The sequence below is a fragment of the Cryobacterium melibiosiphilum genome (assembly GCF_003602235.1).
GTDB classification, from domain to species: Bacteria; Actinomycetota; Actinomycetes; order Actinomycetales; family Microbacteriaceae; genus Cryobacterium; species Cryobacterium melibiosiphilum.
Genome location: NZ_QZVS01000032.1, coordinates 1 through 10784, shown reverse-complemented (window position 1 = coordinate 10784; position 10784 = coordinate 1). Strand labels below are relative to the sequence as shown.

The 10784-nt window shown below is 67.5% G+C and carries 13 protein-coding genes and 1 pseudogene; 4 read left to right on the top strand and 10 right to left on the bottom strand.

Annotated elements, in window-relative coordinates:
* Positions 1-396: pseudogene (locus D6T64_RS00755) on the bottom strand (hypothetical protein); the annotation flags it as partial.
* A 443-nt stretch (positions 397-839) separates the two neighbouring features.
* On the opposite strand from D6T64_RS00755, the gene D6T64_RS00750 reads away from it, so the two are divergent.
* Positions 840-1619 carry an ice-binding family protein gene (locus D6T64_RS00750; RefSeq protein ID WP_199719011.1) on the top strand — a complete coding sequence of 260 codons (780 nt, stop codon included), beginning with the start codon at positions 840-842 and terminating at the stop codon, positions 1617-1619.
* Positions 1620-1822: 203 nt separating this feature from the next.
* Here the strand turns inward: D6T64_RS00750 and D6T64_RS00745 are convergent, their stop codons facing one another.
* Positions 1823-2542 (bottom strand): SRPBCC family protein, encoded by a 720-nt coding sequence (locus tag D6T64_RS00745; protein WP_325049755.1) that lies wholly within the window; start codon positions 2540-2542, stop codon positions 1823-1825.
* Positions 2543-2900: 358 nt separating this feature from the next.
* Here D6T64_RS00745 and D6T64_RS22765 point away from each other — a divergent pair, with 358 nt between their 5' ends.
* Positions 2901-3407, top strand: coding sequence for a hypothetical protein (locus tag D6T64_RS22765; protein WP_199719010.1), 507 nt, complete (start codon positions 2901-2903; stop codon positions 3405-3407).
* A gap of 26 nt (positions 3408-3433) precedes the next feature.
* On the opposite strand, the gene arr is transcribed toward D6T64_RS22765, so the two are convergent.
* The 5 genes from arr to D6T64_RS00715 all read right to left on the bottom strand — a co-directional run bounded on the left by arr (position 3434) and on the right by D6T64_RS00715 (position 7965).
* Positions 3434-3874 (bottom strand): NAD(+)--rifampin ADP-ribosyltransferase, encoded by a 441-nt coding sequence (gene arr, locus D6T64_RS00735; RefSeq protein ID WP_377011176.1) that lies wholly within the window; start codon positions 3872-3874, stop codon positions 3434-3436.
* A gap of 170 nt (positions 3875-4044) precedes the next feature.
* Positions 4045-4614: a dihydrofolate reductase family protein gene (locus D6T64_RS00730; protein WP_233550755.1), complete on the bottom strand. Its 570-nt coding sequence runs from the start codon at positions 4612-4614 to the stop codon at positions 4045-4047.
* Positions 4615-4868: 254 nt separating this feature from the next.
* Entirely contained in the window at positions 4869-5363 is a 495-nt protein-coding gene (locus D6T64_RS00725) for a hypothetical protein (RefSeq protein ID WP_119970483.1), read from the bottom strand.
* A 52-nt stretch (positions 5364-5415) separates the two neighbouring features.
* Entirely contained in the window at positions 5416-5682 is a 267-nt protein-coding gene (locus tag D6T64_RS00720) for a hypothetical protein (RefSeq protein ID WP_147364394.1), read from the bottom strand.
* A 123-nt stretch (positions 5683-5805) separates the two neighbouring features.
* The gene (locus D6T64_RS00715; RefSeq protein ID WP_119970479.1) at positions 5806-7965 is read right to left on the bottom strand and encodes an elongation factor G-like protein EF-G2; all 2160 of its coding nucleotides are present in this window, start codon (positions 7963-7965) and stop codon (positions 5806-5808) included.
* Positions 7966-8077: 112 nt separating this feature from the next.
* Between D6T64_RS00715 and D6T64_RS00710 the strand changes: the two genes are divergently transcribed.
* Positions 8078-8452, top strand: a complete 375-nt coding sequence (locus D6T64_RS00710) for a YccF domain-containing protein (RefSeq protein WP_119970490.1) — start codon at positions 8078-8080, stop codon at positions 8450-8452.
* A gap of 144 nt (positions 8453-8596) precedes the next feature.
* Here the strand turns inward: D6T64_RS00710 and D6T64_RS00705 are convergent, their stop codons facing one another.
* From D6T64_RS00705 to D6T64_RS00695, 3 genes are all read right to left on the bottom strand, one after another.
* Positions 8597-9007, bottom strand: a complete 411-nt coding sequence (locus D6T64_RS00705) for a DUF2256 and DUF3253 domain-containing protein (protein ID WP_119970477.1) — start codon at positions 9005-9007, stop codon at positions 8597-8599.
* An 83-nt stretch (positions 9008-9090) separates the two neighbouring features.
* A complete protein-coding gene (locus tag D6T64_RS00700; RefSeq protein WP_119970475.1) occupies positions 9091-9537 on the bottom strand; it encodes a type II toxin-antitoxin system VapC family toxin in 447 nt (148 codons plus the stop codon).
* Positions 9461-9739: a type II toxin-antitoxin system Phd/YefM family antitoxin gene (locus D6T64_RS00695; protein ID WP_119970473.1), complete on the bottom strand. Its 279-nt coding sequence runs from the start codon at positions 9737-9739 to the stop codon at positions 9461-9463. The genes D6T64_RS00700 and D6T64_RS00695 overlap by 77 nt, the downstream gene beginning before the upstream one ends.
* A 245-nt stretch (positions 9740-9984) precedes the next feature.
* Between D6T64_RS00695 and deoC the strand changes: the two genes are divergently transcribed.
* Positions 9985-10689 (top strand): deoxyribose-phosphate aldolase, encoded by a 705-nt coding sequence (deoC, locus tag D6T64_RS00690; protein ID WP_119970471.1) that lies wholly within the window; start codon positions 9985-9987, stop codon positions 10687-10689.
* Positions 10690-10784: the final 95 nt, after the last annotated feature.

The following is a 10784-nucleotide window of genomic DNA, read 5'->3' as shown; positions in this document are numbered from 1 at the left end:
GCCGATGAGCGCCACGACCGGCCGCACCGCGGCACGCAGCGCGATGCGCGCGCGCAGCAGCTCGGTGACCCGGGCGGCGGCGAGTTCGGCATCGCGCAGCACGACGGTGCGGCGCCCGGCCACGACGAGGGCGCGCTTGTCGGCCCAGGCCCAGTCGCCGGCCAGGCGGTGCACGCTGATCGTGAAGATGCCACCCGGGCCCACAACCAGGTGCGAGGTGGGCGTGAGCGCCTGAAAGACGGCCCAGTCCTCGGGAACGGTCGGCACGATCGCGGCGTCGATGCCCAGGGCGCCGGCGACGGATGCCCCGGGCCGGGCGGCATCCGCTACGAACGATCCCGCGTGGCTGCGCTCGGAACCGGAGCGGCCGAGCCGCGGGGGAAGGGTGTAAGTCATGAGATCTACTCCTCGCCGGCCGGGTGCCCCGGCCCTCTGTAACCCGAGCATTGCAGCCCGACCCCACTCGGTAGCCCAAATTTACGTGCCGTTCGCCAAACCTTAATATGGCAATTTCTCGGGGCGAAACCCCGGGCCAGCACCGGACATCGCCGGAAAGACGCGCTTTTCTCTAAAACCGACCGATCGGTTCGAGGGTATCTTACCCCTGATCAGGGGCCAGATAAAGCACCCCTAGTCTTGGGGGTAAGACAGACACTGTCGCTGGCTTCAGCCCCGCGTGACGAGCAGCATCTCACGCGGGAACGCCCGCCCCGGGTTCACCGGATCGGGCCCAACCAGCGGCACAAACTCGGCGCGCCGCGCCGGGGACCACCCCTCGGTGGCCCTGCCCGGCGCCGCAATTCGTGGCGCCCACAGCACCCAAACAGGGGAACACCACCGTGTCCAATCACACCCAGTCCACCGCAGGCAAGCGCGCCCGAAAGAGCGTCTTCGCCATTCTCATGACGGCCGCCGTCGTCGCCGTCGCCGGAGCCGGCGCCGCCGGGGCATCCGCCGCCGAAACCGAACCCCGCGCCGCCGTCGACCTCGGCACGGCCGGATCCTTCTCGATCCTCTCCAAGAGCGGCATCACGGATGTCTATGCCTCCGCCATCACCGGCGACATCGGCTCGAGCCCGATCACCGGAGCGGCCATTCACGTGGGCTGCGACGAGGTCACCGGATCGATCTTCTCGGTCGACGCCGAAGGCCCCGCCTGCAAGATCACCGACGACACCTTCCTCACCGGAGCCGTCGGCGACCTCGAAATCGCCTACCGTGACGCGGCAGCACGCACCACGCCCGACTTCGTCAACCTCGGCGCCGGCGAAATCGGCGGCCTCACCCTCACCCCCGGCCTGTACAAGTGGGGCACCGACGTCGACATCTCCACCGACGTCACCCTGACCGGCGGCGCGGACGATGTCTTCATCTTCCAGGTCTCCGGCGACATCAAGCAGGCCTCCGCGAAGAACGTCATCCTCGACGGCGTGCAGGCGAAGAACGTGTTCTGGCAGAGCGCCGGTGAGGTCGTCATCGGCACCACCGCGCACTTCGAGGGCACCATCCTCAGCCGCACCCTCATCGCGATGAAGACCGGCGCCTCGATCAACGGCCACCTGTACGCGCAGACGGCCGTCACGCTCGAGAGCAACACGGTCACCATCCCGGCCGACTAGCCCTGGGCTTTTAGCCCTGGCTGTTTAGCCTTGTGCGGCATCCGTTGCCGCACCACACACTCTCGCGAGCGAGCAGTGCGTGCAGTACCTCCTCCGGCAACTGCGCACACTGCCCGCTCGCGAGTTTTTTGTGGGCGCCCCTCGCGCCGTCTCGCGAGTGAGCAATAACTGCACCAACCACGCTCGGGAAGTGCAAAAACTGCTCACTCGCGAGGGGGCCGACCCGGGTAGAGGGCGGTGAGCCACTCCTGAAAGGTGGCGGCGAGCTTGTCGCGGTCGGCACCGGCGAAGTCGTGCACGGTCATGCCGACCGGGCCGCCGAACGCGTTGCGGCCGAAAAATCGGTAGAGCGCGGCATCCGTGCGCAGCCCGAGGAAGTTCGCCGTGTTGTAGTCGACGATCGCGCCCGTGAGGCCGGCCACGGTGACGGATGCCGCACTCCCCACCGGCGCGTCGGCCGCGACCCCGAGGGCTGCGCGCACCACCTGGAACCCGTCGGGCGCCATCGACGCTTCGGGCCCCTGCACGTCGGCGAACACCACCGGGCGGCCCGCGAAGTGCTCGAGGTATTCGGCGAGGGTGTGCAGGTAGAAGACGGTGTGCTGGTGGATGCCGTCCTCCTGGTCCTCCCCCTCGACTGGTTCGCCCGGAAAAACTCCGCTGTGCGCCCAGCGCATGAAAGACCGGCCGTTCGGGCGTGGTTCGATCTCCTGCTCGAGCTGGTTGAACCATCCGTCGGCGCCTTCCATGCGATTCACGTGGTGGGTCGGCGGCTCCCACACGAGCTCTTCGCCGGTCATCGCCTCGCTCGGAAACAACCACGCGCTCGTCTCGGCGGTGACGGCCTGCCAGACCTGCTCGGGCGTCGCGGGGAACTCCCGCTCGACGACGATCTTGAAGTCTCCGGTCATTTCCACGCTCATTGTGGTCTCCCTCGACGCACTCGACTGTTTTCTCGCGAGTGAGCATTTTATGCACCAACCGAGCCCGAGAAGTGCAAAAACTGCTCACTCGCGGGGGTTAGGACTCGCGGGGGCGGGGTCAGGACGCGAGCAGGGCGGCGGCGCGCAGTTGCGCTTGAGCACCTTGCGGCTCGGCCCGAGCGGCAGCGCCGCTACGATCTCGAGCAGCCGCCCGCCCGAGCTGCACCGAGCCCTTGCGATGCAGGCCGCAGAGGAGAAAGTGAGCCTCGACCGCACTTTATGCACTTCCCGAGCGCGGGAGGTGCATAAAGTGCTCACTCGCGGGGCGGGCGGCGGCCGAGCGTGGGATATTGGTCGGGTGACTACTCCCGAGCCCGCCGACGCCGCCGCATCCGCTTCTGACTCCGCGAACCATCCGCGCCCGGTGATCGACGAAGACACCCTGCGCGAACTCGCCGACGAGGGCAACGAAGCCGCCGAGGCACGCCTGACCGACCTCGCGCTCGAGCGCGACGACGTCGACGAACTGCGGCGCCTCGCCGACGAGGGCAATGACCGCGCCGAGTCCCGACTGGTGCAACTCGCCGATCTGCGCGGCGACCGGGGCGAACTCCGGCGTCTCGCCGAGGAGGGCAACGAACAGGCGGAGTCACGCCTGGCCGCCCTCGCCCTCGAAAACGACGACGTCGACGAGCTGCAGCGCCTGTCCGATGACGGCAACGAGCAGGTGGCCGGGCGGCTCGCCGATCTGGCCGCCGCCCGCGGCGACATCGCCGAACTGCGCCGACTCGTCGACGAGGGCAACGAGACGGCCGAGAGACACCTCGCCGAACTCATCCGCCGCTCGGGCACGTCCTCCGACTGAGCCGGCCACCTCGGCCTCGGCCTCAGCTAGTCGTCGATGACCGCGCGCCCCTCACGGGTCAGGGCAGCGAGGCCGTCGCGCATGGACTGCACCTGTTCGGGCGCGTGTCCGATCCAATCCACCAATTCGCCCACGATCTGCACCGGCTCGCGGGTGCGATAGGACCGGGTCGGGTTGCCGGGGAACTTCTTGTCCGTCACGTTGGGGTCATCCTCCACGGCGCCGGTCGGCTCAACGATGTAGATCCGTCCCCGACCCACGCCCGCGGCCAGTTCGGCGCCCCAGGTTGCGGCGTCCAGAGTGGACGTCAGGTAGACATGGTTCGCCCGCCGGCCGGCCTCGAAGTTGGAGTCACGCCCGGGCACCAGCACGTCCCCCACGGCCAGATCCGCTTTCGTGCCGTGCAAGAAGACTCCCGGTTCGTACTCCTCGAACGGCTCTGGCACCCTGGGCATAGTCGGCTCCATAACTGTCGGTATGAAATCTTAACGCTTGGCTGTGCGTGAGATCAGGCCGGCGCGCCTCAGGTACGCGGGTCACGGAGCCGGCATGCCCGCCGCGCGGGTCTGGAGGTCGGCTCGCCGGATCTCGAGACGCGGGCCAAAAGCATGCCCGCTCCTCGATCAGCGAATGCGGGTCAGCGCCGCACGCGGTAGGTGACGTGGGTAACGAGCTCGCGCTCGACCGAGCTGACCTGTTCCAGCGCGAGGTCGTTGAGGCCGCTGAGCAGCGGTTCGCCGGCACCGAACACCACGGGCGCGATGTGCAGCCGCAGCTCGTCGATCAACCCCGCTGCGAGATATTGCCGCGCGGTCAACGCCCCGCCAGCGATCGACACCTCCCTCTGGCCCGCGGCGGCGCGCGCCCGCTGCAGCGCCGATTCGATGCCGTCCGTGACAAACGTGAAGGTCGTGCCGCCGTCCATCACGAGCGGGGCGCGCGGGTAGTGCGTCAGCACGAAAACCGGCGCGTGGTACGGCGGGTCGTCGCCCCACCACCCGGTCCACTCGTCGTCCCAGTCGCCGCGACCGGCCCCGAACATGTTGCGGCCCATGATGTAGGCGCCCGCAGTCGCGATGGCGGCGATCTCGGCAGCGTTCTCGTCGGGCCGCTCGAATCGCCAGCGCGCCAATCGTTCACCGCCTTCACCGAGCGGATGCTCCAGGCTCTGATTCGGGCCGGCCGCGAAGCCGTCCTCCGAGACCATCATGTCGCAGGTGACTGGTGCATTGAGTGACGCCAAGTTGCTCGCTCCCGTTTGCTGGTTTCGGCCAGTGTGTCACGGCCGAATGCGAAAGGTGGATGCAATACCGCGGAGAGTCTAGCCCGACGGATTCTCCACCGGCGTGCCGTCGGGTGACGAGCTTGCCGACCGGGTCGCCGCCTGATAACCGACAGGCCCGTGCACGTCCCGAGGTCGGGAAGTGCACGGGCTGCTTTCTCGGTGCGGGCCAGCTCCACCTACATACGCGGCAGGCCGTTGCACTCGACGAAGGCCGCCGCTGCTCCCCCGACCAGGCCGCTCATCAACCCGACGGGACCAAAGAAGACCCCCGTGAGACCGCCAGCCGCGATGTACCCGGACACGCACTCATCCCAGCTTCCCGTGAACGGCACGCCAGAAAACGGGGTGATGGCATAAGGGTCGGAGGCGACCGGAGGCGCAGTCAGAATAATGCGCGTGGGACTGACGACTTCGACCGAACCACCTGAGCTGACCAAGGCATCCGTCGCCTCGCGCTCCATGATGGCACCGGCCGAATCCTTGTAGACCAGGTCTCCGTCAGCCAGGGTCACGGTGCTGTTGGTCAATGAAATCGATACCCGACCGTCTGACGTCGTTTCGGCCTGCATCGTCGGTGTGAGCGGCGCAGCCGAGGCTGCCGCCGTCGGTATCAGCAAGGAGGCGAAGATAATCGTGGCAGTGGCGATCAGGCTGGACTTTTTGATCTTCATGTACAAAGCACTCTTTCTATTCGGTTCTGACTGATCCTTCGGCTCCGGCTGGTCAGTTGGCAGCAGAGGAAGCGGCCTTGCGGGACTCTCGTAGTGAATAGCGCTCCCGATTCAAGGCTCGAACTTTTTTCTCCACCACTGGCACCCAGAACACGAAGGCGACGACCCCGAGAGCGAGCCCCCAGTAGCTGGTGCTCTCGGTCGTCCACAACCCGAGGATCCACTTTCCTGCGAGGGCCATTGCGGCGATAGCGAGGGGCGCCGACAGCTGCAGGCCAAGCACCGACAGCAAGTTCAATGCGGAACGTTGGTCGTGCATGAGGGCCTCCAATAACAAGTCTTCGGGCGTGCATCTGGTCCTAAAACAATACCGGACTCCCTGCTTGTTAGGAAATCGCGTCGATCGACGTGTGGCCTCTCCCTCCCCGTCGGGTCGCGCCCGTCAGTCGGTCACGGTGGAATGCGAGACCTTGCCGGGAACCGGGTCGTGCCTCAGATAGCTGCGGCGAAACCATCCGCTGCCCGACGTCAACGCGCGCAGCTCGATCACGTAGCGCAGCAGCTCGGCATCGGGAATCTCGGCGCGGATGTCGGTGCGCCCCGCGCCAGCCGCCGTAGTGCCGGTCGTGTGGCCGCGGCGGGTGGACAGGTCGGTCATCACCGGGCCCACATGCTGGTCGGGCACGGTGATCGTCACCAGCGAGACCGGCTCGAGCAGCTGGATGCGGCTCGCCGCGGCCGCCTCCCGCAGCGCGAGCGCCCCGGCGGCCTGGAACGCGGCATCCGACGAGTCGACGCTGTGCGTCTTTCCGCCGACCAGGGTCACCCGAATATCCACGACCGGAAACCCCTGCGCGACCCCGCGCTGCATCTGCGCCCGCACGCCCTTCTCCACCGACTCGATGTAGTGCTTCGGAATCACCCCGCCGACGACACGGTCGAGAAATTCGAACCCGGTTCCGCGTTCGAGCGGTTCGACCTCGATCTCGCAGATCGCGAACTGGCCGTGCCCGCCGGACTGCTTGACGTACCGGCCCCGCACTGCGGCTGGGCCGGTGAACGTCTCCCGCAGCGGCGTGACCACCTCGACGGACTGAAGCTTGACACCCTGCGCCCGCAAACGGTCGAAGACCACCTCGGCGTGCGCCTCCCCCATGCACCACAGCACGAGCTGATGCGTCTCACCGTTGCGTTCCACCCGCAGCGTCGGGTCGACGGCCGCGACCTTGCCGAGATTCTTGGCGAGCGCGTCGTCGTCGCTGTGCGCGGCGCCCTGCACGGCCACCGGCATCAGCGGCTCGGGCATCGGCCACGCCTCGATCAGCAGCGGCGCATCCGGGTCGCTCACGGTGTCGCCGGTCTCGATGCTCGTCAGCCGGGTGAGGGCGCAGATGTCGCCCGCCACGCAGAACGGCACCGGCCGCAGGGTCGCCCCGAGCGGGGACTGCAGGTGCGTGACCCGCTCGTCACTGTCGTGGTCGGCGTGTCCCCGATCGGTGAGGCCGTGGCCGCCGATGTGCACGGTCGAGTCCTCCCGCAGGGTGCCGCTGAACACGCGAACGAGGGCGACCCGGCCGAGGAACGAATCGATGGTCGTGCGCACCACCTCACCGACCAGCGGCCCGCTGGGGTCGCAGGCAGTCGGCGCCACGGGTCGGCCGCGCAGGTCGGTGACCGCGGGCAGGGGCCGCTCGACGGGGGAGGGGAAGGCATCCGTCATCAGCTCGAGCACTTCGGTCAGGCCCACTCCGGTGTCAGCGGATGTTGCCAGCACCGGATACAGGGATCCGCGCGCCACCGCGATCTCCAGGTCGCCGATGAGCGTCGGGAGGGGCAGCTCTTCGCCGCCGAGGTAGCGGTCGAGCAGCGACTCGTCTTCGCTCTCGGCAATGATGCCCTCGATCAGCGCGGCGCGCGCCGACTCGGCCGATGCGCGTTCGGCCTCGGTCGCCGCCCGGCGGGCGGGTGCCCCGGATTCGGAGACCGTGCCCGACAGCACGCCGTGCAGCCCGGTGCTGGCGTCGGCGGCGCCGATCGGCACGTACAAGGGCAGCACCGCCGCGCCGAAGGCCTGCTGGCACTCGGCGAGCACCGCCTCATACCGGGCCCGCGGATGGTCGATCCGGCTGATCACGACGGCTCGCGGCATGCCGATGCGTTCGCACTCCGCCCACAGTGCGGTGGTGGCCGCGTCGACGCCGTCGACGGCGGACACCACGAAGAGGGCGGCATCCGCTGCCCGCAGCCCAGCGCGCAGGTCGCCGATGAAATCGACGTAGCCGGGGGTGTCGAGCAGGTTGATCTTCACGTCGCCGACCGTCAGCGGCAGTACCGAGAGGTTCACGGATCGTTGCTGGTGGATCTCGCTCGGGTCGGAGTCGCTGACCGTGGTGCCGGCCAGGATGGAACCCATACGCGTGAGGGCGCCGGTGGCCACGAGGAGGGCCTCGGCGAGCATGGTCTTGCCGGCACCCGACCGGCCGACGAGGGCGACGTTGCGAATCTTGCGGGGCTGATCGACCGGCGCCCCCGACGACGAGGCCCGCCGCTGTTCGGCGCCGCCCCGGCCCGGCGACGAATCCTGCGTTGCTTTACCCGACATGAGCAGCTCCCGACCTCGTTGTCTTGCTTCAGCCTGTTGCTGCCGATTTGATACCCACATCCGCCCCACGGCAAGGGCCGCGTTCAGAGTGACCTGAGAGAATAGGGGCATGCTGAAGACCCTGCTCAACATCATCTGGCTCGTGCTCTCGGGCTTCTGGCTGTTTCTCGGCTACATGCTCGCGGCGGTCATCATGTTCATTCTCATTGTGACGATCCCCTGGGGAATCGCCGCGGCGCGCATCGGCGTCTACGCGCTCTGGCCGTTCGGAAAGACCGTGGTCGAGACGCCCGGCGCCGGCGTCGGATCGATGCTCGGCAACGTCGTCTGGGTCATCCTGGCCGGCTGGTGGATCGCCCTCGGGCACCTGCTCTCGGGCATCTCGCTCTGCATCACGATCATCGGCATTCCGTTCGGCATCGCGAACTTCAAGATGATCCCGGTGGCCTTGATGCCTCTCGGAAAGCAGATCGTAGACATCCGCTAGCCCGCCGATCGCTGGTCGAGGAGCCGGCACGCCGGTTGCTGCGCCTGCCGAAACACGCCGGCGTCTCGAGACCCCGCAAGACGACCTACGCACGCTGGCCCCACGGGGTGACTCACCCCGCCGAAAGTTGCTGCCGCGGAGCTGCTACCGCGGTCGCCGCAGGCGGATCGGGCCCTTCGCGGTCGACGGATCGACGACGTTTCCGCCCTGCGTGATCTGCAACTCACCGCGGGCGACCATGCGGCGGGCGGCTCGGCGGGCAGGTTCCATGAGGTCGCGCCATTCCTCGCCGCCGATGGCCCTCGCCGCGTCGGACGGGCAGATCGTGGCGGTGTTGGCCCGCGCGGCGAGCAGGGTCGCGATGGTCGCTTCGAGCTCGGTGTCCGTCGCGCTGACGCCGTGGGCGCGGCAGGCGGCCGAGCAGTACTTCACCGAGTCCCAGTTGGCGGCCCATTTCGCGCGCCACTGGATGCGCCGCCCGCACGAAGCGCAGGTCTTGTCGGCTCTGCTCGGGGTGGCATCGGCATCCGTGGGTGTGCGTTGACGATGAGCCATGCCTACTATTCTGCGCGATCGCGGGGGATGCACGCAGAAAGACTGAGTGGATCCGCATCTGCGACTCGACTCGGCTCGGCTGATTAGGCCCGGGCATCGCGCACGAATGGCCGGCCCAGCGAGATCAGCACCCGATCAGCGGTGAGAAGGGTCATACTTTCCACGAAAGCCTGAGCGAGAATCAGCCGATCGAACGGGTCGTGGCGGGTCAGCTCGGGGAACTCCCCCACAGCCTCGGCGTGCACGTGGTTGAGCGGCAACTCCTTGATCCCATTCACGCGAGCCACGGCGGCGAAGTCCGCAGGGACAGAAAGCTTGCCCAGCATGGTCTTGATCGAAATCTCAAAGACCGAAACTGGGGACGAGTAGACCTCGGCGTTCTCGGCCAGCATGTGGAGCGCATCGGGACCGAACTGCTTCGGATCACCGAGCAACCAGAGCAACGCGTTCGTGTCAAGAAGGATCAACGTTATCGGCCACCGGGTGCCGATCAGTGCGATCGCCGTAGAACAAGGCGTCGATTTCGTCATCAGGCCAGGCGAACGCGTCAGGTGCCATCCAGATCTGACCTTCGAGTGCCCCTATCTGCAGCCCGTTGCCCGCTTGATGAGGCACCAAATCGGCGATGGGTTTGCCCGCCCGGGCGATCACGACCCGCTCGCCAGCTTCGACGCGCTGAAGCAGTCGTGACAACTGGGTCTTTGCATCGTGGATGTTCACGAACTCCGTCATGCGCTGAGCCTACTTAGTCCACTGGACTAAGTCTAGAGTTGGCGGGCCGTGAACGAGAGCAGCGAAGTGCACCTGGATGGATGTCGCCGTACGCTTGGTAGAAGAGGGCATCTCCCCCGTGTCGTGTCGGTGCCCTGCGTTGAGTGGTTGCCGAGCAGAACGCCGACCACCGCGAGTCCGTGCTGCCGACGGCCTGCGCCCCCGGGTCGCCGTCACCCGCACGTGTAACCAACTAAGGACAATCCATGACTTCGACCCCCACCACCACGCTCAGCGCCGACATCGTCGCCCAGCACATCGACCACACCCTTCTGAAGCCCGAGGCCACCAAAGCCGACGTGACCGCACTCATCGTCGAGGCCATCGAGCTCGGCACCTACTCGGTCTGCGTCTCCCCGTCGATGCTGCCGCTCACGATCCCCGCCGGCTCCGACCTCAAGGTCGCGGTCGTCTGCGGTTTCCCCAGCGGCAAGCACCACAGCGCCATCAAGGCCGCCGAAGCCGCCCTCTCCATCGAGCAGGGGGCTGACGAGGTCGATATGGTCATCGACATCGGTGCCGTCAAGGCCGGTCGGTTCGCCGATGTGCAGGCCGACATCCAGGCCGTGCGCGCGAGCGTTCCCGCGCCGAAGGTGCTCAAGGTGATCATCGAATCTGCGGCGCTGACCGATGCCGAGATCGTGGGCGTGTGCCAGGCATCCGTCGCCGCGGGAGCCGACTTCGTGAAGACCTCCACCGGCTTCCACCCCGCGGGTGGGGCGACCGTGCACGCGGTGCGTCTGATGAAGCAGACCGTGGGCGACCGGGCCGAGGTGAAGGCGTCGGGCGGGGTGCGCACCTTCGACGACGCCGTGGCCATGATCGAGGCCGGCGCGACCCGCCTCGGAGTCTCCGGCAGCGCCGCACTGCTCAGTGGCGCCACTCCGGCTGGAACGGCCGGCAGCTACTAGGGCGTGTCTCCTAATGCCTTCGACCAAATAGTTATGGCTCTGAGGACAGCTCCGCCGCGGTAGGTCAGTGCGAGCTTGTCGTAGCGGGTGGCGAT

Coding starts and splice junctions, on each gene's coding strand:
- D6T64_RS00745 (WP_325049755.1), bottom strand. CDS start 2,542: ATGAGCGTGGAAATGACCGGAGACTTCAAGATCGTCGTCGAGCGGGAG.
- arr (WP_377011176.1), bottom strand. CDS start 3,874: ATGGAGCCGACTATGCCCAGGGTGCCAGAGCCGTTCGAGGAGTACGAA.
- D6T64_RS00730 (WP_233550755.1), bottom strand. CDS start 4,614: ATGGTCTCGGAGGACGGCTTCGCGGCCGGCCCGAATCAGAGCCTGGAG.
- D6T64_RS00725 (WP_119970483.1), bottom strand. CDS start 5,363: ATGAAGATCAAAAAGTCCAGCCTGATCGCCACTGCCACGATTATCTTC.
- D6T64_RS00720 (WP_147364394.1), bottom strand. CDS start 5,682: ATGCACGACCAACGTTCCGCATTGAACTTGCTGTCGGTGCTTGGCCTG.
- D6T64_RS00715 (WP_119970479.1), bottom strand. CDS start 7,965: ATGTCGGGTAAAGCAACGCAGGATTCGTCGCCGGGCCGGGGCGGCGCC.
- D6T64_RS00705 (WP_119970477.1), bottom strand. CDS start 9,007: ATGGCTCATCGTCAACGCACACCCACGGATGCCGATGCCACCCCGAGC.
- D6T64_RS00700 (WP_119970475.1), bottom strand. CDS start 9,537: ATGACGAAATCGACGCCTTGTTCTACGGCGATCGCACTGATCGGCACC.
- D6T64_RS00695 (WP_119970473.1), bottom strand. CDS start 9,739: ATGACGGAGTTCGTGAACATCCACGATGCAAAGACCCAGTTGTCACGA.
- deoC (WP_119970471.1), top strand. CDS start 9,985: ATGACTTCGACCCCCACCACCACGCTCAGCGCCGACATCGTCGCCCAG.